Origin of the sequence: Vibrio sp. RE86 (genome assembly GCF_013114545.1) — a bacterium.
GTDB lineage: Bacteria > Pseudomonadota > Gammaproteobacteria > Enterobacterales > Vibrionaceae > Vibrio.
On the sequence record NZ_VTXI01000018.1, the window covers coordinates 13,405 to 33,159 of the forward strand.

The 19,755-nt window shown below is 45.2% G+C and carries 16 protein-coding genes; 9 read left to right on the forward strand and 7 right to left on the reverse strand.

Features of this window, described 5'->3' with window-relative positions; translation table 11 throughout:
• Positions 1-7 precede the first annotated feature (7 nt).
• On the reverse strand, positions 8-304 hold the full coding sequence (gene trpR / locus F0231_RS15945; RefSeq protein WP_171760695.1) for a trp operon repressor: 297 nt from the start codon (positions 302-304) through the stop codon (positions 8-10).
• 14 nt (positions 305-318) lie between these two features.
• Positions 319-2,274 carry a murein transglycosylase gene (gene sltY / locus F0231_RS15950; protein ID WP_171760696.1) on the reverse strand — a complete coding sequence of 652 codons (1,956 nt, stop codon included), beginning with the start codon at positions 2,272-2,274 and terminating at the stop codon, positions 319-321.
• 255 nt (positions 2,275-2,529) lie between these two features.
• Between sltY and ettA the strand changes: the two genes are divergently transcribed.
• The 3 genes from ettA (at position 2,530) to F0231_RS15965 (ending at position 5,741) form a co-directional block, all read left to right on the forward strand.
• Positions 2,530-4,197, forward strand: coding sequence for an energy-dependent translational throttle protein EttA (gene ettA / locus F0231_RS15955; protein WP_171760697.1), 1,668 nt, complete (start codon positions 2,530-2,532; stop codon positions 4,195-4,197).
• Positions 4,198-4,365: 168 nt separating this feature from the next.
• Positions 4,366-4,737 (forward strand): PilZ domain-containing protein, encoded by a 372-nt coding sequence (locus F0231_RS15960; protein WP_171760698.1) that lies wholly within the window; start codon positions 4,366-4,368, stop codon positions 4,735-4,737.
• Between the two features lie 11 nt (positions 4,738-4,748).
• Positions 4,749-5,741: a M23 family metallopeptidase gene (locus F0231_RS15965; protein WP_171760699.1), complete on the forward strand. Its 993-nt coding sequence runs from the start codon at positions 4,749-4,751 to the stop codon at positions 5,739-5,741.
• Positions 5,742-5,799: 58 nt separating this feature from the next.
• Here the strand turns inward: F0231_RS15965 and tyrA are convergent, their stop codons facing one another.
• Positions 5,800-6,927, reverse strand: coding sequence for a bifunctional chorismate mutase/prephenate dehydrogenase (gene tyrA / locus F0231_RS15970; protein WP_171760700.1), 1,128 nt, complete (start codon positions 6,925-6,927; stop codon positions 5,800-5,802).
• A 22-nt stretch (positions 6,928-6,949) separates the two neighbouring features.
• The gene (locus F0231_RS15975) at positions 6,950-8,023 is read right to left on the reverse strand and encodes a 3-deoxy-7-phosphoheptulonate synthase (protein WP_171760701.1); all 1,074 of its coding nucleotides are present in this window, start codon (positions 8,021-8,023) and stop codon (positions 6,950-6,952) included.
• A 237-nt stretch (positions 8,024-8,260) separates the two neighbouring features.
• On the opposite strand from F0231_RS15975, the gene F0231_RS15980 reads away from it, so the two are divergent.
• The gene (locus F0231_RS15980; protein WP_171760702.1) at positions 8,261-9,937 is read left to right on the forward strand and encodes a sensor histidine kinase; all 1,677 of its coding nucleotides are present in this window, start codon (positions 8,261-8,263) and stop codon (positions 9,935-9,937) included.
• A gap of 9 nt (positions 9,938-9,946) precedes the next feature.
• Positions 9,947-10,666: a two-component system response regulator BtsR gene (gene btsR / locus F0231_RS15985; RefSeq protein WP_171760703.1), complete on the forward strand. Its 720-nt coding sequence runs from the start codon at positions 9,947-9,949 to the stop codon at positions 10,664-10,666.
• A 42-nt stretch (positions 10,667-10,708) separates the two neighbouring features.
• Here btsR and nagZ read toward each other — a convergent pair whose 3' ends face one another.
• Positions 10,709-11,695 carry a beta-N-acetylhexosaminidase gene (gene nagZ / locus F0231_RS15990; RefSeq protein ID WP_171760704.1) on the reverse strand — a complete coding sequence of 329 codons (987 nt, stop codon included), beginning with the start codon at positions 11,693-11,695 and terminating at the stop codon, positions 10,709-10,711.
• Positions 11,696-11,704: 9 nt separating this feature from the next.
• A complete protein-coding gene (locus tag F0231_RS15995) occupies positions 11,705-12,553 on the reverse strand; it encodes a MurR/RpiR family transcriptional regulator (protein ID WP_171760705.1) in 849 nt (282 codons plus the stop codon).
• A gap of 236 nt (positions 12,554-12,789) precedes the next feature.
• Here F0231_RS15995 and F0231_RS16000 point away from each other — a divergent pair, with 236 nt between their 5' ends.
• Genes F0231_RS16000 through murQ form a run of 4 tightly spaced genes read left to right on the forward strand, consistent with a single transcriptional unit; the run spans position 12,790 to position 17,297 of the window.
• On the forward strand, positions 12,790-14,385 hold the full coding sequence (locus F0231_RS16000; protein WP_171760706.1) for a sodium:solute symporter: 1,596 nt from the start codon (positions 12,790-12,792) through the stop codon (positions 14,383-14,385).
• Positions 14,385-15,263, forward strand: a complete 879-nt coding sequence (locus F0231_RS16005) for a BadF/BadG/BcrA/BcrD ATPase family protein (protein WP_171760707.1) — start codon at positions 14,385-14,387, stop codon at positions 15,261-15,263. Before F0231_RS16000 ends, F0231_RS16005 begins: the two co-directional genes overlap by 1 nt.
• Positions 15,256-16,368, forward strand: a complete 1,113-nt coding sequence (locus tag F0231_RS16010; RefSeq protein WP_171760708.1) for an anhydro-N-acetylmuramic acid kinase — start codon at positions 15,256-15,258, stop codon at positions 16,366-16,368. Before F0231_RS16005 ends, F0231_RS16010 begins: the two co-directional genes overlap by 8 nt.
• Before the next feature lie 8 nt (positions 16,369-16,376).
• Entirely contained in the window at positions 16,377-17,297 is a 921-nt protein-coding gene (gene murQ / locus F0231_RS16015; RefSeq protein WP_171760709.1) for an N-acetylmuramic acid 6-phosphate etherase, read from the forward strand.
• Between the two features lie 47 nt (positions 17,298-17,344).
• Here murQ and F0231_RS16020 read toward each other — a convergent pair whose 3' ends face one another.
• The gene (locus tag F0231_RS16020) at positions 17,345-19,717 is read right to left on the reverse strand and encodes an ATP-binding protein (RefSeq protein ID WP_171760710.1); all 2,373 of its coding nucleotides are present in this window, start codon (positions 19,715-19,717) and stop codon (positions 17,345-17,347) included.
• Positions 19,718-19,755 lie beyond the last annotated feature (38 nt).

A 19,755-nucleotide genomic window follows, 5' to 3' on the forward strand; every position in this document is an offset into this window, starting at 1 on the left:
CTCTTTTCTATTTCTGCTCAAGCAACTGAGCGATCTCTTGTTTTTCTTCGATACTCTTTGACTTCAACTCATTAGAGCCACGAGTTATCGTCGCAATACCTACACCAAGCATCTGACTGATCTGCCTTTGTGATAAATCGCCTTTAAGCAGTTCGCGGAAGATATTCACTCTAGCGACCAAGGCATCACGCTCATCAGGGGTTAATAACATCGTCAATAGCATCTCATGCTGGTCTGACTCTTTACTGTCGCCTATCAAATCTAAGATCTGCTGCCAGTCTTTATATTCTGGTTCCAATGACATCTATCAGCTGCTCGTTAATATTTGGTGTTAATCTCATGCTGATTTAAGAATGCGCCATCCACACCGAGAACTTCTCGATAATAGGTTTCAAACATCAGGATATTCTGAACATACCCTCGAGTCTCCTTGAATGGAATCGCTTCAATAAACGCATAAGCATCTAATTTACCTTGGGTTCGTGAACGCCAAGTTTTCACTCGATTAGGTCCTGCATTATACGCTGCCAAAGCGAAAATTCGATTGTTATCGTATTGCTCAAGAAGTCCATCAAAATAGTGACTGCCGATCTCGATATTCTTACCCACCTCATAAAGATCACCGCTGTCTTGATACGTCAGCTTATACTTCTTCGCCGTATATTTGGCTGTCGATGGCATGATCTGCATGATACCTCGAGCTCCAACCGGGGATCGCGCTTCAATATCGAGGCCACTTTCTTGCCTTGCTAAAGACATTAACGTGATAGGGTCAATGCTGTGCTTGTCGGCGTAAAAGTTAAACCACCAGCGATGAGCTACTGGGAAACGAATATGCAAATTATCCCACATTTTCGCTTTAATGCTCGCTGTCACCGTTAGGTTATGCCAGCCTTTAAAAGAGGCAAACGCAGCTAACATCTCTTTTTGTTCTTTATCCGCTCGGCGTAATAGCCAAGTCCATTCACTTTTGGCTGCAGCAATCTTATCTCTATCAACCAGCTCTTCGATACGAACTAAGTCTGTTTGATACTCTTGAATCAAAGCTTTATTGAGGGAGATAACTGACGTTGGGTATTCAATGGAGCGCTTTAACTCTTTTGCCGCCGCCACACTGTAGAAGTTGCGCTGGCCAATGATAGCCTCCATTCGCTGCTTACCTGCGGTGCGACTACCCACTTCCATTTCGCTTCGTCCTAACCAATACTGCCAACGTAAACTCTCTTGCTTAGATTGAGGAAGCTTCTGAATCCAATTCGCGACGGACTCCCAGTCCGCATGTTGAATCGCTAATCGCACTCGACGCTCAATCAGCACAGTACTATTGGAGGTCTCAATCTGCGTATCACGCCACTTAGCGAGTTCTTCCGAATCAGTATTGATCAAGCGAAAAGCGATATAGTCCGCGAGTTTTTGGCTCGTTTCTTTATCTAGCTGCTGAGCTTTGACAACATCCTCAAATACGCTTTGCGCTTGTCTCACATCTTTTCGAGCTAGCTTCTTTAATGCTAAAACCGCTTGCTCACGATTGAAGTCATTCACAACACCTTTTTTAGCAAAACTCGCAACCGACTCAGGCTGATTAAACACATTTTTCATTTTTTGAGCTTGCTGCTTAGCTTGCTCAGATTTCACTTGTTTAGCGAGATAACTGACCATACGCCCGTTGCGATCTTCAAACGCCAATAACATGCGTTCTAATATCTTGTCGTCGCTTTTCAGTCCTGCTTTATCCCAAGCTTCAAACAGTGGGTCACACGCATCAGCAATGCTTTGTCCAGAGAGCCAAAGCTTGTTTGCGCCTTCAAATGCGAGTTTCTTATCTCCCACCTGAGCATGAGCGTTGTAGTAGTGGCATTGGTATGTTTCGCCTCTTGGCTCTACTCTCTGAAACTCAATGATCTGCTGCCAATCCTCTTTTGCAGCGAGTGCGTCAATATAAGGAGCACGTATTCGACCAGAAAAAGGAAAAGACTGATGGCTCTCAATAAAGTTTTCGACCTCTTGAGGGGAACGCGCTCCTAGTTTGACAAGGAAACTTCGATAATCAACATAGGGAGTGAGGGGATAACTGGCAATTTGGGGACGCAGAGCTTGGTACTCCGCCACTTGTCTTGAATCTAGCAATGACTGGGCTTGGTCGTACAGTTCACGTTGCGTTTGCAAGTCCGATGCGGTAACTGACGTAGTAAATAATGCGCTGCAAACCATCGTAGAACAGAAAGTAAACGATGAAGGAATGCGATACAGCGACTTGAAGAAAGTCAGATTCATAAGAGTCTCATCCTGAGATTTAATAATACGTTTTCCTATTAATGCTCATTGTAATCAGCGCTGTAAAGCCCACAGATGTAAATAATAATAAATTCACGCAACTGTGACGTTTCACCGACTTTTTCCTTACCATTGACTACTAATCCATCAGTAGTAGAGCTCTCCATCACGAGACCCGTTTCTCTGGTAACAAACTGAGCGCTATTAGTATAAAATAACCATTTACGTAAATTGATTATTTAGGAACGATCGGCAATGGCTGAATACGTATATACCATGTCGCGCGTGAGCAAAATTGTGCCACCAAAGCGACAAATTCTTAAAGACATCTCCCTAAGCTTCTTCCCTGGCGCAAAAATCGGTGTTTTGGGTCTTAACGGTGCAGGTAAATCGACACTTCTACGCATTATGGCGGGTATCGATACTGATATCGATGGTGAAGCACGTCCACAACCTGGCTTGAACGTAGGTTACCTACCTCAGGAACCTGTTCTAGACGAATCAAAAACAGTACGTGAAATCGTTGAAGAAGCGGTCTCTGACGTTGCTGGTGCAATGAAGCGTCTTGATGAAGTATACGCAGCTTACGCTGAACCAGATGCAGACTTTGACGCACTAGCAAAAGAGCAAGGTGAACTTGAAGCGCTGATTCAAGCGAAAGAAGGTCACAACCTTGAGAATGCTCTTGAGCGTGCAGCTGACGCACTTCGTCTACCAGAGTGGGATCAGAAGATCGAACATCTATCTGGTGGTGAGCGCCGTCGTGTTGCTATCTGTCGTTTGCTACTTTCTAAGCCAGACATGCTGTTACTTGACGAACCAACCAACCACTTGGATGCAGAATCTGTAGCTTGGCTAGAGCGCTTCCTTGTTGATTACACAGGTACCGTTGTAGCCATCACCCACGACCGTTACTTCTTAGATAACGCCGCTGGTTGGATTCTTGAACTTGACCGTGGTGAAGGTATCCCATGGGAAGGTAACTACACGTCTTGGCTAGAGCAAAAAGATGCACGTTTACAACAAGAAGCATCACAAGAGAAAGCTCGCCAAAAGACTATCGAGAAAGAACTTGAGTGGGTTCGTCAAAACCCGAAAGGTCGTCAGTCTAAATCTAAAGCGCGTATGGCTCGTTTTGAAGAACTGCAAAGCGGTGATCGTCAGAAGCGTAACGAGACCAACGAGCTGTTCATCCCACCTGGTGAGCGTTTAGGTGACAAGGTTATCGAAGTGAATAACCTAACTAAGTCATTTGATGGCCGCGTCCTAATTGATGACCTATCTTTCAGCATCCCTAAAGGTGCGATCGTAGGTATCATTGGTGCCAACGGTGCGGGTAAATCTACTCTCTTCAAGATGCTAAGTGATACTGAGCAACCTGATGCTGGTACGATCGAAATGGGTGATACCGTTAAACTTGCGTCTGTTGACCAGTTCCGTGATGCAATGGACGACACCAAGACGGTTTACCAAGAGATCTCTGAAGGCGCTGATATCATCAAGATCAACAACTTCGAAATCCCTGCTCGTGCATACTGTTCACGCTTTAACTTCAAAGGTTCAGACCAGCAGAAGATCATCGGTGAACTATCTGGTGGTGAGCGTAACCGTGTACACCTTGCTAAGCTTCTTAAAGCAGGCGGTAACGTACTGCTACTCGATGAGCCTACCAACGACCTTGACGTTGAAACGCTACGTGCACTAGAAGAAGCACTACTTGAGTTCCCTGGTTGTGCAATGGTTATCTCGCACGACCGTTGGTTCCTAGACCGTATCGCAACTCACATCATCGACTACCGTGACGAAGGTCAGGTTAACTTCTACGAAGGTAACTATACTGAATACATGGAATGGTTGAAGAAGACTCTGGGTCCTGAAGCTGCGGAACCGCATCGTATCAAGTACAAGCGTATTGCTAAGTAATATTGCTGCTTGAATTTCGTTCAAAGGCCGCTATGATAAGCGGCCTTTATTGTATCGATCACAGTACGGTCAATCACCGTATTGATTGGTAGAAAGAATGCGAGCTGCCGCGCACTGTTATTACACTAGTTTTGATACTCTTTTGAGTTCGAAGTAAGAGAGAATATTATGATCGAACGACGCCGTTTTTCACGCATTGTTTATCAAGCGCAAGCCGTTATTACACAAGAGTCCACTCAAGTCGATGCGTCAGTCAATGACCTTTCCTTGCATGGCCTGTTAGCTTCAAGCGATCACGCTGATGTGCTCGATATCAATAAACAAATCAACGTAGAGTTTTCGCTTTCAGGAAGTGATGTCACGATCCAACTCGTAGGGAATATTGTTGGACTTAATAACAATGTGATTCGTATAGCCATTGATCATATTGATATTGAAAGTATCGGACACTTAAAGCGATTGATTGAATTAAATGTTGGTGATGATGAACTGTTACATAGAAACATCGAGCATCTATCCGACCTAGGTGAGTACGCCTAATCTAACTATTTATGTCTAAGAAAATTACAATCTCTGTCCCTGCACCTTCAGGGATGCATCACTTTTTTGTCTCTCGCAAAACGCTATTGCTTTCCTTGGCTTCTATCACTACCGCGATTGCTGCGGGAGTCGGCTATGGCTATCATAAAGAAACGACGATTGCCCAACTAACAAGTGAATTGCATTCACTTCGTAATCAACGAGAGAGCCTAAATCTACTCTATCAAGAACAGGTTCAGGAAACTCATAACCTATCTCAAGAGCTTGAAGAGAAACGAGATCAAATCAATATTCTTGGTCAGCGCGTCTATGATGTCGAGTCAGTTCTCGGTTTGGCAAATGAAACATCGGTTGATGAAAGTAACCTAGAACATCGCCTTGATGCCGCGGCAATTGACTCGGCGGTTCGCGCAACTATGTTCCGCATGATCCCGAACGATTCCCCTCTCAATTATTTACGTGTTTCATCCTCTTATGGACGACGTACCAACCCAATTACGGGCAAACGTCATACTCACACGGGTATCGACTTAACCTGTAAGAGAGGCGAAGAAATTTACGCGCCCGCTGACGGCGTTGTGGAAACCGTTCGTCCTAGTAAGAAAGGCTTTGGTAACTTCCTTACCGTGAGACACTCATTTGGGTTCATGAGTTCTTATGCTCACTTACAGAGGTTTAAAGTGCGTAGCGGACAGTTCGTCAGTAAAGGCGACTTAATTGCAACCTGTGGTAACTCAGGGAACTCAACCGGACCACACCTTCACTATGAAGTACGTTTCTTGGGTCGCTCACTCAATCCACAATACACCATGGATTGGACACCAGAGAACTTTAACTACCTCTTCGAGAAAGAGAAAAAAGTAAAATGGGCACCTTTGGTACAGTTGATTGACAACACGGTTCGTTTGCAAATTAACCTAACCAATAACCCTTACCAAGATAACTCGGTAGAGACGGTAAAGAACGAAGCTGAAGAATTGAGTACAAACACCTCGGTTCAATAATGCTGAAAACATAAAAAAGCGCGACCAACTTGGTCGCGCTTTTTGCATTTAGAAAGGCTTAGCCTCTGTGAATCGAGTCATTGGCTTGTTTTAACAAGTTCTGGCTCTCATCTAGGAACTGCTTAGAGTAATCACCAAACCAGTCACTGACTTTGTCAAAACTATCCACAAACGCTTGTTTATCTTTGCCATCTAGAATGTCGAGAGCTTCTCCGAAACAACGATGGAAGCGCTTGATCATATCGATGTTCTCTTGAGACGAGAGAATAATGTCACCGTACAGATTCGGGTCTTGACCAAACAGTCGTCCAACCATTGCGAGCTCTAGGCGATAAATCGGTGAACTCAGCTGAAGCAGCTTATCGATATTTGGGTTTTCACGGCTAAGGTGAAGGCCATAAGCAAACGAAGTAAAGTGACGCAGTGCCTGAATCAAAGTCATACCGTGGTCGTGCTCACCAGCATCAATCTGGCACAAGCTTGCACCCCAGATTGAGAATTGCTTCAGTAACCATTGATATTGCTCTTCACCTCGGCCATCACAGTAAACAATGACCTGCTTAGCAAGGCTTGGCACATCTGGACCAAACATTGGGTGCAACCCAACAACTGGCCCTTGATGAACTTTCATCATCGCTTGCAATGGCTTTGACTTAATCGAGGTCAAGTCACACAGAATACAATCGCTTGGTAGGTTACTTAGCTTCTCGATAACACCTTCAGTCAAGTGGATAGGCACAGTAACGACAACCATGCCTGCATCGGCAAGAATTTCATCTGCGCTATCCCAGTCTTTACTTCCTAGCACTTTTACATCGTAACCAGAAAGCTTAAACATACGGCCAAATAGACCGCCTAATTGACCATTACCACCGACAATAACAACAGAACGTAACTCTGGGTTAAGACACTTAAACCCTGAATCTTTTTCGCTAGCGTAGGATTCACGCATTGTGCGACGCAAAATGTCTTCGATTAGCTGAGGAGGTACACCCTTTTTCTCAGCTTCAGCTCTTCGTGATGCGAGCATTGCTGCTTCACGATCTGGCGCATAGATAGGTAAACCATGTTCACTTTTTACCTCACCGACTTTCTCAACAAGAGAAAGTCGCTGCGCCAATAAATCTAGAATTTGCTTGTCGACTGCGTCAATTTGATCACGCAATCCGTTCAACTCAACTGCCATTGATATTCCTTGTGCTCTCTACTTAGCCTTTCAAACGATCTTCTAGGAAAGGAACTAGCTCTTCGTGTGCATGACGTAATAGTGCCTCAGTTGTATCCCAATTGATACAGGCGTCGGTAATAGAAACACCGTATTGCATCTCACTTAACGGAATATCTGATGATTGGTTACCTTCATTGATATGGCTTTCAATCATCAAACCAATGATGGATTTATTGCCTTCACGGATTTGGTGGATCACATCTTCTGCTACCAATGGCTGACGACGGAAGTCTTTGCGCGAGTTAGCATGGCTACAATCCACCATCAATGATGCATCAAGACCATGTTTCGCCATATCTTGCTCACATTCAGTGACAGAAACTGAATCGTAGTTCGTCTGCTTACCACCGCGCAGAATGACGTGGCCATTTGGGTTGCCTTGAGTAGTAAGAAGCGCAACTTGACCTTCGCGGTTAATACCCATGAAACGGTGGCTAGATGACGCTGCTTGCATCGCGTTGATCGCCGTCGCTAAGCTGCCATCTGTCCCGTTTTTGAAGCCAATCGGCATAGACAGACCACTCGCCATTTCGCGGTGAGTTTGTGATTCTGTAGTTCGCGCACCAATTGCTGCCCAGCTAAACGTATCCGCTAAGTATTGCGGACTGATTGGGTCAAGCGCTTCTGTCGCTAGAGGAATCTCCATTTCAGCCAGTTCCACCAGCAACTCACGACCAACATGTAAACCATGCTCGATATCAAACGTACCATCAAGGTGCGGGTCGTTGATTAGACCTTTCCAACCTACCGTTGTACGAGGTTTTTCAAAGTAAACACGCATAACAATATACAGTTGATCGCTAAGCTTCTCAGACAGTGCTTTCAAACGCTTCGCGTACTCTTTAGCCGCTTCAACGTCATGAATTGAGCAAGGGCCACAAACCACAAGAAGACGGTGATCTTTCTTGTGAATAATGTCAGCGATAGTTTGACGAGACTCTTGAATAAAGCGACGAGCGTTATCACTTAGTGGCAATTTAGTTTTCAGTTCTTCTGGTGTGATAAGAACTTGTTCGTCACTGATATTGATATTGCTTAATTCACTTTTTTGCATAACTTTAACCTGTAAATTTTTTTTTACACCAAGGTAAATCCATGTCACTTTGGTTGGAATAAGCCTACCTTAACAGCCTAAAATCAGATTGCAACATGTAAACAATAAAAAACACCAATGTACATTTATATTTACACCCCTGGGTTTGGTTAGTTTTATCCAAGAAACGAGAGTAAAGCATGTTTTCTCCAAGCGTTCTCTTCTAAAATAGTCGTTAATGAATACGGATTTTATTTTATGGAACTGATTCTTTCTCTATTACAGCAGATGTGTGTCTACTTGATGCTGGCCTATATGCTGAGTAAGACACCAATCTTCTTACCCCTACTCAACATATCCAATCGCTTCAGCCATAAGTTGAGCGTTTATGTGCTGTTCTCGCTATTCTGTATCATGGGGACTTACTTCGGATTACAGATCAATGACGCGATTGCCAATACGAGAGCGATCGGAGCCGTCATGGGAGGACTATTTGGTGGCCCTGTTGTCGGCTTTTTTGTCGGTCTGACTGGCGGGTTACATCGCTACTCTTTAGGTGGGTTTACCGACTTAGCTTGCGCAATCTCCACAACCGCTGAAGGCCTCATTGGGGGGCTGTTTCATGTCTATCTCGTCAGAAAAGGCAAAGCCGAACAACTCTTCAACCCAACTGTCGTGTTTGCGATTACCCTAGTCGCTGAAATTGCTCAGATGGCGATCATCTTGATCGTCGCCAAACCATTTGATCAGGCTTATAGCTTAGTCTCCGCCATTGCAGCGCCGATGATCATTGCCAATTCGGTTGGGGCTGCACTGTTTATGAGTATCTTGCAGGATCGAAAGACCATATTTGAAGAATACTCTGCGACCTTTTCTCGACGTGCGCTAAATATTGCTGAGCGCTCCGTCGGTATCCTTGCGTCTGGGTTCAATACTCAAAACGCTGAGAAAATTGCTCGTATCGTCTATGAGGAGACCAATGTAGGCGCGGTCTCCATCACAGATGACAATAAGATTCTCGCGTTTGTCGGTATTGGCGATGATCATCACAAGCCAAACACACCAATCTCGTCTCAGAGCACCTTAGATGCGATTCTAAAAAACGATATCATCTATTTGGATGGCAAAGATCGACCTTATCAATGCTCTTTGTCGAGTGACTGTAAGCTAGGTTCCGCACTGATCATCCCATTGCGTACGGGCGACAAAGTGATTGGCACAATCAAGCTGTATGAGCCTAAACGTAAACTCTTTTCGACCATCAATATGTCGATGGCCGAAGGGATTGCGCAACTGCTTTCTAGCCAAATTCTATTCGGTGATTATCAACAAAAGCAGACTTTATTGTCTCAAGCAGAAATCAAGTTGCTGCATGCACAGGTAAACCCGCATTTCCTATTCAATGCACTCAACACCATTAGTGCCGTTGTACGGCGAGACCCTCCTAAGGCAAGAGAGCTGATTCAGCAGCTGTCACACTTTTTCCGCAGTAACTTAAAGCAAGATATTGAGACCGTGACACTAAAGGAAGAGTTGGCACATGTGAATGCTTACCTCTCTATTGAAAAAGCTCGTTTCACTGACCGGCTTGAAGTAACCATTGATATTGATGAAACATTGCTCACACGCAAGGTGCCTACCTTTACTCTGCAACCTCTAGTGGAAAATGCCATTAAGCACGGGGTTTCGAACCTGCTAGAAGGTGGCGAAGTGCGAATCTACAGCCAAATAATTGAAGGGGGAGCTCGGGTCATTGTCGAAGATAATGCTGGCAGCTATCAAGCACCTAAGCAGGACCATGCAGGGCTGGGGATGCAAATCGTTGATAAGCGCTTAACCAATAAATTTGGCCGCGTTTCGGCTCTCAATATTGAGGTAAAACCTAACCAGTTAACCCAAATGAGCTTTATCATTCCTGATGAAAACACGTATTAAGGTGGCACTATGCTCTCTGCTTTAGTTATTGATGATGAACTGTTTGCCCGAGAAGAGTTAACGGATCTGCTCCAGGAGAGCGGACATATCGAGGTTATAGATCAAGCAAGCAACGCCATCGAAGGACTCAAAAAGATTAATCAGTTGAAGCCTGACGTGGTTTTCCTTGATATTCAGATGCCACAAATCACCGGGATAGAACTATTGGGTATGCTCGATCCTGAGACCATGCCTAAAGTGGTCTTTGTCACCGCTTACGACGAATTTGCGATTCAAGCATTTGAAGAAAACGCCTTTGATTATTTACTTAAACCTGTTGACCCTTGTCGTTTAAACAAAACCGTTAAACGACTGTTAAAATCCCAGCCGACATCGGCTCAGCAGGTGTCGGCAGTGGCGCCACAGACTCTCGATCAAGTGCCTTGTATTGGCTTAAATCGTATCGTCATTATTCCAACTAAAGATGTGGAATTTGCCTACAGCGATATTGGAGGGGTACACGTTCAAACTCACGACCAAAAAGCCGACTCACAGCTCACTCTAAAAGTATTGGAAGAGAAAACGCCACTGATTCGATGCCACCGCCAGTATCTTGTGAACATTCAGTCCATCAAAGAGATTAAGTTGCTAGAGAATGGATTGGCAGAGATCATTACCGTTAGTAATCACCCGTTGCCAGTCAGTCGGCGTTATCTAAAGACATTGAAAGAGATGCTCGGCTTTTACTAAGCCACGATCAAAAAGAGCCACGACGATGTGGCTCTTTGTGTTTTATGCACCAATCACTCGCTGCATAGCCGATGATGCTTGCTTCCATCGTTCACTGCGTTGCAAATCAGACAAGGTAAAGCTTTGAGTTTTCAGCAGAGACTCGGCAACTGGCGTCTCCATGATAGGCAAGTTATCAAGCACTTCTACCTGAGCATCACGCTTGTTGCATACCAGAATCATGTCACAACCTGCCACCAATGATTGATGAGCGCGTTCAGCAGGACCGCCCATAATTGATGCCCCCTCCATAGTAAGGTCATCAGAGAAAATGATCCCTTTGAAACCAAGCTGTTCACGCAACACTGTCTTTAGCCAATATTGAGAACCACTGGCCGGCTGATCGTCATAGTTTGGAAAAACAACGTGCGCTGGCATCATCGCATCAAGAATCCCTGACTCAATCTGAGCTTTAAATATCGCCATATCTTGCTCAAAGATGTTGTCACGATGATCAAAAGGCGTCTCTAGGTGAGAATCCGCAATCACGCCACCATGACCAGGAAAGTGCTTCCCTGTCGTTGCCATGCCGACTGACTTCATTCCCTTCATGTAAGCCGTGCTGTGACGAAGAATAGACTCCACATCCTCACCAAACGCTCGGTTACCGATCGCTTTACACTCGTGACCTTTGTCGAGCACAGGCGCAAAACTAAGATCAATATCATGAGCGATAAGTTCAGCCGCCATCAACCAGCCGCCTTGCTCAGCAAGCTGTTCACTGTTTGGATGCTGCGCATATTGCTGCGCCGCTGGGATTAACGAAAAGCCTTCACGGAAGCGTTGTACTCGTCCACCCTCTTGGTCAACACCAATCAAGATAGGACGCTTTGCTGCCTGACGAATTGATTTATTTAACGCAAGCAGTTGCTCACTATCGTGGTAATTGCGCGCAAATAAAATCACGCCCCCCACGGTTGGATGCTGCAGTATCTCTCTGTCTTCAGCAGTCAGTTCACAACCTTCCACATCTAGCCATAACGGTCCCATGTTTATTCCTTATTGTTTTAGTGCCGCAACTGCGGACTTACTTTGTTCTATGAGCTGGTCGGCACTCTCTTCTTGCTGAGTTAACGCGATAAAGAGTAGATCAGTCACCAGTAGCTGACTATCTCGTGCGGTAATGGAAGAACTTCGGATCTGCTCCTCATCCGCTGCCGTCATCAGCTTAATATCGGCATACTTGTCTAATGGTGTCGGCGCCAACTGGCTGATGGTAATCACCTTGGCTTTTCGGCCTTTAGCAATCTGCGCGACACGTAAAATTTCTCGGCTTCGACCTGAGTATGAGAGAGCTATCAACACATCATTTTCATTCAAAGCAGAAGCGTTAGCGACTTGAATATGAGCGTCATGTTCGCAATGAACAGCATGGCCAATTTTCATCAATTTATAGCTGAGATCTTTCGCCACCAGCGATGACGCACCCACACCGGCAATTTGTATTTTACCCGCATGGTGAAGCATTGATGTCGCAGATTTAATATTCGTTCCATCATTAAGAACCAGTGTGCGCTCCAAAGAGCTTTGCTTACTTGCGAGTAGCTTATCCATCACGACGGACATACCGTCACTACGCGAAATTGAACCATGTATCGCTTTTCGTGAACTCGGTTGATACGCAAGCTCATTTTCGTATAGCTTCAACTTCAGCTCAGAAAACCCCTTAAAACCCACCTTTTGACTGAACTTCACGATCGTTGACTGACTTACACCGATCTCTTTCGCAAGTTCCGGTGAAGAGAGTTGCTTGACTTGTTCAGGGTGCTCTAACAGAAATTGGCCAATCAACTTATCCGATGGCGACAACTGTGGCAGCAATGCTTGTATTCGGGCTAAACCTTTCATGATTTCAGGCTCCTTTTCACCTTCGCTAGTCTACTGACGCTGCCTATTGACTGGAATAGCTATTCCAACAAATTTACTCATTTGGAATAGAATCCGCCATCTATTGGGATCTTGATCAAAGAACAAATGCGGTCATTATTCCATCAAGGAATAGACTTATGAATTATTTATTCCCTACAGCACACTGTACAAAACTAGAACAATATACCCTACACAATTCATGCTATGGAGCTGCTATGAATTCTCTATTTACTTCACTAGATTGGGCAGTATTTGCGCTGTACTTCGCATTAATTGCTTACACTGGTTGGCACTTCAGCCGTGTCAAAATCACTTCAACCAACGACTATTTCCTTGGTGGAAACAGCATGCCAATGTGGGTCGTTGCGGTTTCGGTTCTTGCAACCTCACAATCCGCTGCTACGTTTCTTGGCGGTCCTGAATCCAGTTATCGAGGAAACCTAACTTACCTCGCAACCAACATTGGTGGCATCATGGGCGCTCTGTTTGTTGCTTGGGTTCTCATTCCTCGCTTCTATCAGAACAAAGTCTCAACCGTCTATGAACTACTCAAAATTCGCTTCGGTGAAAAGACCAAGCAACGTGCGGGGTTGATGTACCTTGTTGGTCGAGTATTTGCCTCTGGTTCACGCCTTTACATGGCAGCGATTGCCGTCTCTATGATCCTATTTACCAATATCGATCCTTCTAGCGTAGTCGCGTCGGTTGTTATATTGGTTGTCGTTGGTCTAGCCTACACGTATATGGGCGGAATTCGCTCTGTTATCTGGAGTGACCTAATCCAACTGGTGGTATATGTTGGCGCGGCTCTGGCTGTCATCGTTTACCTACTAGGTCAAATCCCTGCCGACATGGGACAAATCGTTCATGCGCTGCAAAACCCAGGTGATGAACAAGCTTCAAAACTGACGCTACTCGATTTTAGCTTGGACTTCTCACCAGCAGGCACGTTCAGTTTCTGGGCTTGTATCACTGGCTTTGTTCTACTAAATATTGGTGCTTTCGGTCTAGACCAAGATATGACGCAACGTGTGCTGACGTGTAAGAATGCGAAGCAAGGTTCACAAGCAATGATCAACTCCATTGTGTTCTCTATTCCCGTTGTGCTGGTCTTCATGACGATTGGCCTACTGCTGTATGTATTCTACCAACGTCCTGAACTGATGGGCGTAGAAAGCAAAGATGTGGTGCAAAACTTTAATGGCGAAAATGTCACTATCTTCATGTATTACGTATTGAATGAAATGCCTGCGGGCTTACGTGGATTAGTTACCGTCGGAGTCGTCGCCGCTGCACTATCGACTCTAAACTCTGGCCTTAACTCAATGTCTTCGGTCGCGATTCAAGATCTATACAAGCCATGGAAAGAAGCGAAAGATGGTGAACAAGATGACTTCCACTATGTAAAAGCCGGTCGCTTTGGTATGGCGGTAGCGGCAATTGCTTTGGGTAGCATGGGTATCTTGTGTTACTACTGGCAGCAATACACTGATATGCCGCTGCTCTCTTTTGCACTGAGCGTTATGGTCTTTGCTTACACAGGTCTTCTAGGTGTTTATTTCACGGCTATCTTTACCAACCGTGGCAGTGAAGCGTCCGTGGCAAGTGCGCTAGTCGCAGGTTTCCTAACAACGCTTCTACTGCAAGCATACATTTGGGATACAGTCATGGGGGCAATCAATCCTGAGTGGGTTGGTGTACGCCTGGCATTCCCTTACCAGCTATGTATTGGTACGCTTGTTTCACTCTGTGTATGTTTATGCGGTAAGACTCAGTCACAAGAACAGAATACATTACAGACTGCACAATAATGATTACGCACCTTCTTGCTGTCGACGGGGGCGGGACAAAAACCGCCCTACGTCTTACAACTCTGGAACCCCTAAAGACGGACCCGCTTTTCACCTTAACATCCGGTCCGTCGTCCCTTACTCAACAAGGCAGTGTTGCCATAGCCACCATCAACCACGCTATTGAGCACTGTCTTAACCAATGCCAACTGGAGGCTGACAATGTCTTTATCGTCATTGGTGTTGCGGGGGCGGGTAACCAAGAACTCAAACAACAATTACAAAATTCACTCGTGCAATATCCTCATTTCCTCGTCACCACGGATGCTCATACTTCTCTATTGGGGGCAAAGCATGGTGAGGCCGTCAATACAGTAGCGATTGGTACTGGCGCCGTTGCGACAACGCTTGAATCCAATGGTGAAGTCTCGCTATTCGGGGGATGGGGATTTCCTATTGGGGATGAAGCTGGCGGCGCTTGGCTTGGGCAGCAAGCGGTCCGTGCGCTCATCGATGCCATTGAAACCCAGAAACATTCCCCACTGACCAACTATTTAACTGAGCATTTTGGCCAAGATCGAAAGTCACTGCTTCAATGGTTAAAACAAGCCAAAGCTTCAGATTTTGCTCAATTCGCGCCAGTCGTGATTGAGTGTGCAGAGCAAGACTGCAGTGTTAGCCAATCTATTTTGGCTCAAGCGCATCATCACATTGATAATCTCATTACAAAATGCTGCAAAAATAATGAGTTAGACATCGCTTTTCTAGGAAGTTTGGGCGCATACTATCAAAAGCATCTTAAAACTCATTGGCAGCATAGAGTGATTCAACCCAAAGGGACTGCCCTCGATGGAGCAATCTTACTGGCCAAGCAACAGGTGGAACTCATCAATGAATAAAGAACTGTATATTGGAGTCATGTCAGGGACGAGTTTAGACGGCATTGATACCGCACTCGTCGAGTTTCGCGATGATCAACCACACCTTCTCGAATTCAATGATTATCCGATTCCAAGTCAGCTCAAGCAACGTATCCTCAATATCTGCCTTGGGCAACCCGCGAGCGTAGTTGAAGTAGGTGAAATTGATCACCAACTTGGCCTTGTTTACTCAGAGGCTGTCCAAGCTTTGCTGGCTAAATCCGGTTATCGGGCTGATCAAATCACCGCAATTGGCAATCATGGCCAAACCGTGTTCCACCAGCCCTCTTCTGCCAGCCCGTTTACCATGCAGCTTGGAGACGCCAATATCATTGCCGCGCGCTCCGGAATCGATACGGTCGCAGACTTTAGACGTAAAGATATGGCATTAGGTGGACAAGGGGCACCCTTGGTCCCTGCGTTCCATCAATCAATCTTTAATTCTGAAGAGTCTAGTGTCGTTGTACTAAATATTGGTGGTATCGCTAACATTTCAGTGCTGCACCCAGATAAAGCCGTCATTGGCTATGATACTGGGCCAGGCAACATGTTAATGGATACATGGTGTATGAAGTACATCAGCACTCCATTTGACCGAGATGCCGACTTTGCTAAACAAGGTCGTGTAAACAAGGCTTTGCTCAATGAATTGCTCAATGAACCTTACCTAAGTAAATCTGCCCCTAAAAGCACAGGAAGAGAGTTGTTTAATTTACCTTGGCTCGAAACCATTTTAGCTAACCACACATTATCGCCTGAAGATGTACAGCGCACCTTATGTGAATACACCGCGATGACCATCGCGAACGAGGTCGAGAAATATCGTTGTGGTGATAATCCAGAACTATTGACCTGTGGTGGCGGTGCTCAAAACCCACTATTGATGGAACGCCTTACAACTCTATTACCCAATTGGCACGTTACGACGACCAATGAAAAAGGCGTCGACAGTGATAATATGGAAGCGATGGCCTTTGCTTGGCTTGCCTATCGCCGCATTCACAATCTGCCAAGCAATCTGCCAGAAGTCACCGGAGCAAGCAAAGCCGCTTCTCTTGGTGTGATGTACTTTGCTGATAAATAAGGACCATTATGACTAATGACGCACTCATTGCTGCACTTTCTCATCTTGTTTCAGAGGGCCGCAACCCTGAGACCATGGATATTGATCTATTGCCTTCTCTTGAGATCGTTCAGCGCATTAACCAACAAGATCAGCAGGTACCTTTAGCGGTTGAAAAAGTGCTTCCCGAGATCGCGAAAGCCGTTGATAAGATCACGGAAGCATTTAAGTCAGGCGGACGATTGATCTACATGGGCGCAGGAACAAGCGGACGCCTAGGCGTATTAGATGCCTCTGAGTGTCCACCTACATTTGGTGTTTCAGATCAGATGGTTATCGGCCTAATTGCAGGCGGTCCTGAGGCAATTTTAAAAGCCAAAGAAGGCGCGGAAGATTCACCAGAACTTGGGGAAGCTGATCTAAAGTCGATTGAGTTTACGGATAATGATGTCGTTGTTGGCATTGCCGCCAGTGGCCGAACACCTTATGTAATTGGTGCACTTGAATACGCCAACGAACTCGGTGCAACAACCGTGTCCCTATCCTGTAACCCAGACTCGCCGATTGCCGCTATCGCTGATATTGCAATTAGCCCTGTTGTTGGCCCGGAAGCACTGACAGGCTCAACACGACTCAAGTCAGGTACCGCGCAGAAGCTGGTTCTCAATATGCTCACAACGGCGAGCATGATTCGTCTAGGCAAAAGCTACCAGAACCTAATGGTGGATGTTAAAGCCACCAATAAAAAGCTCGTCGCTCGTGCTGCTCGCATCGTGATGCAAGCAACGGAATGTGATAAAGACCTAGCGACAACGACGCTTGAACAAACGGACTATGATGTAAAATTGGCTATTCTAATGATTCTCACTGATTTAGACGTCAATACTGCGAGAGAGCAACTAGGCCATCAAAAAGGCTTTTTGCGCCGAGCAGTGGAATCTAACCAATAGCGAATAACGAATACAATAAAAGGGGCTAAACAGCCCCTTTATTACGATTATGATATTTCTCTGTGGTCAAACAACGTTTGCAAATGATCTAAAGTCGCTATGTTGGCTTTCTTAAATCGAGCAACAGTCTCTGGTTGCAATCGTTCTTGCTTCACTTCATTTTGTATTCTCTCCGCCATTCGAACCATTGGCCAAATCGCTAAGCTACGCCAAGTCCCTTTTAACGTATGAGCATGAAGCAATATACGATCAGTGTCCTCACGTTGGAGAGCCTTTTCTAATGCTTCAAGTTGGTTGCTTGAGTCATTAATAATTGTAGAGGCAAATGTTGGAAACAGCTCCTTCGAGATAGATAAGCTCCTCGCAATATCCGCAACATTAATATCTTCAAGAAAATCAAAGCTAAACTCTGATTCTGTTTTTAGCATGATATTCTTTGGTGGTAGCCGCTTAACATGAGCCACCCGTTCATTGCTTCTTTGTCGCTTATCTGACTCGACAAAAATACGCGATGAATACGTCGCAATCGTTTCATGGAACTCTCTTTGATCTAGAGGTTTAGCCACAACACTATCGACACCCGCCGATATCATTTTTGCTTTCGTCTCAGCGAAAACATCGGCCGTGCAGCCTAAGATAACGGTTTTTTCATTTAGGCTAATTTGTCGAATTAACCTTGTCGCCTCCAACCCACTCATTTCTGGCATATGATGGTCCATCAAGATCAAGTTGTAGGCATTGCGTCTGGCAAGATCGACCGCGTACTTTCCTCTCGTCGCAACAGTCACCTTGAAGCCCATCTGCTCAAGCACATTCTCTAGTACCAGAATATTAACTTGGTTATCTTCAACAAGTAAGACTTCTAGGCCACTGTAATCCATCGTTTTAACTGAGGTTATCTCACTCGCTTTAGGCTCGATAGATTCAAGCTCTAAGGTCAATGTAAAACGGCTACCCGCCCCCGGCACACTCGATACCGCAACATCACCGCTCATCATTTTAGCCAGTCGTCTAACAATCGCTAAACCTAAGCCTGTACCACCATAATTCCTCGTCGTACTTCCGTCTGCTTGTTCAAAAGGCTCAAAAATGCGCTGCTGTGTTTCAATGTCAATGCCAACACCCGTATCGCGTACTTCCACATGCAGCTCAGTCCTACCTTCTTTCACCCATTCCTGGAAGTTCACTTCCACACAACCATGAGGTGTAAACTTAATGGCATTGTTGACTAAGTTATAAAGCATTTGACGCAAGTGACGCTTATCACTCTTATACCAGCGCTGCTCATCAACGTCTGAGTTAATATAGAACTGCAAACCTTTCTGTTCAGCCAGCGGATAATAAAGACTCTGCAATGTGCCAATAATGCTACTGAATGCAAACTCGGACATATCAAGATCCAATTTGCCTTCTTCAATTTTCGAGTAATCAAGCACCTCATCTAGCAGCGCCATCATATGCTCACCCGACTCCATCAAGTGAATCAAATGACCACGCTGTTCGGTAGTTAACTCACTCTTAGCAAGCAACTGAGCAAGCCCGAGCACACCATTCATTGGCGTACGAATTTCATGACTGACAGTGGCAAGGAAAGCCGATTTCGAGCGGTTTGACTGCTCTGCCTTTTCCTTCTCTTGCTCTAATAAGCCAATCACTTCTTGATAGTTTTTGGCGATATCACCAAACTCATCCCAGTCGATGGTTTCATCTGTCAGATGAGGCGAGTGTTTGAGCTTTTGGCTATAGTCAGCAAAAACGTTGATGCGCCCAACAATACTGCGATATACCCAAAGTAACCCTACAACACACACTAGGAAAATAAGTACACCTGCGGCTAGAACCGTATTGATGGATCTTTCTAGATAAAGATCACTGTCCAAACGATGCTTCGAACGCAACATTTCTAGTTCTTGCTGTAGTAGCTGAAAACCTCTTAGTGCAAGCGTATCATCCACTTTAACCAAGCGGTCGTTAGAGGAAATATTCGCCAAATCAAAGTGTTTCAAATCTTCAAGTTCTAGATGTTCTTGGTACTGTTTTAACGTACCACTGATCGCGAGCAACGCCTTTTTTTCGTCAGAAGAGAGCGTGAACCTATGATAGTTTTCGATAAGATTTGCGGCATGAGTAAAACCGTCAAGAGCCAATTGCGCATCTTGTTTTTTACCGCGTAAAACGTAATTTTTGAAATGATGAATTGCACCACCATACCCCATATGTTCTTGCAACATCGTTAAGGTATCGTGGCGGCTGGCAACATCAGCACGAGTGCTTTGCAGAGATTGCTCGAGTCGCCCAAGGGTAAATGAATTGACGATTACAGCACTGGCCGTCAATGTTACGATAAGCAGAGAGACAAGTGCTAGTCGACCTCGAATAGACAGCTTGCCTGCATGATAAAAATACGGCTTAAGAGGCATCCTTTTCTCCTAGCTAGATATGCTCCAGCCAAGATAAG

Coding starts and splice junctions, on each gene's coding strand:
- trpR (WP_171760695.1), bottom strand. CDS start 304: ATGTCATTGGAACCAGAATATAAAGACTGGCAGCAGATCTTAGATTTG.
- sltY (WP_171760696.1), bottom strand. CDS start 2,274: ATGAATCTGACTTTCTTCAAGTCGCTGTATCGCATTCCTTCATCGTTT.
- ettA (WP_171760697.1), top strand. CDS start 2,530: ATGGCTGAATACGTATATACCATGTCGCGCGTGAGCAAAATTGTGCCA.
- F0231_RS15960 (WP_171760698.1), top strand. CDS start 4,366: ATGATCGAACGACGCCGTTTTTCACGCATTGTTTATCAAGCGCAAGCC.
- F0231_RS15965 (WP_171760699.1), top strand. CDS start 4,749: ATGTCTAAGAAAATTACAATCTCTGTCCCTGCACCTTCAGGGATGCAT.
- tyrA (WP_171760700.1), bottom strand. CDS start 6,927: ATGGCAGTTGAGTTGAACGGATTGCGTGATCAAATTGACGCAGTCGAC.
- F0231_RS15975 (WP_171760701.1), bottom strand. CDS start 8,023: ATGCAAAAAAGTGAATTAAGCAATATCAATATCAGTGACGAACAAGTT.
- F0231_RS15980 (WP_171760702.1), top strand. CDS start 8,261: ATGGAACTGATTCTTTCTCTATTACAGCAGATGTGTGTCTACTTGATG.
- btsR (WP_171760703.1), top strand. CDS start 9,947: ATGCTCTCTGCTTTAGTTATTGATGATGAACTGTTTGCCCGAGAAGAG.
- nagZ (WP_171760704.1), bottom strand. CDS start 11,695: ATGGGACCGTTATGGCTAGATGTGGAAGGTTGTGAACTGACTGCTGAA.
- F0231_RS15995 (WP_171760705.1), bottom strand. CDS start 12,553: ATGAAAGGTTTAGCCCGAATACAAGCATTGCTGCCACAGTTGTCGCCA.
- F0231_RS16000 (WP_171760706.1), top strand. CDS start 12,790: ATGAATTCTCTATTTACTTCACTAGATTGGGCAGTATTTGCGCTGTAC.
- F0231_RS16005 (WP_171760707.1), top strand. CDS start 14,385: ATGATTACGCACCTTCTTGCTGTCGACGGGGGCGGGACAAAAACCGCC.
- F0231_RS16010 (WP_171760708.1), top strand. CDS start 15,256: ATGAATAAAGAACTGTATATTGGAGTCATGTCAGGGACGAGTTTAGAC.
- murQ (WP_171760709.1), top strand. CDS start 16,377: ATGACTAATGACGCACTCATTGCTGCACTTTCTCATCTTGTTTCAGAG.
- F0231_RS16020 (WP_171760710.1), bottom strand. CDS start 19,717: ATGCCTCTTAAGCCGTATTTTTATCATGCAGGCAAGCTGTCTATTCGA.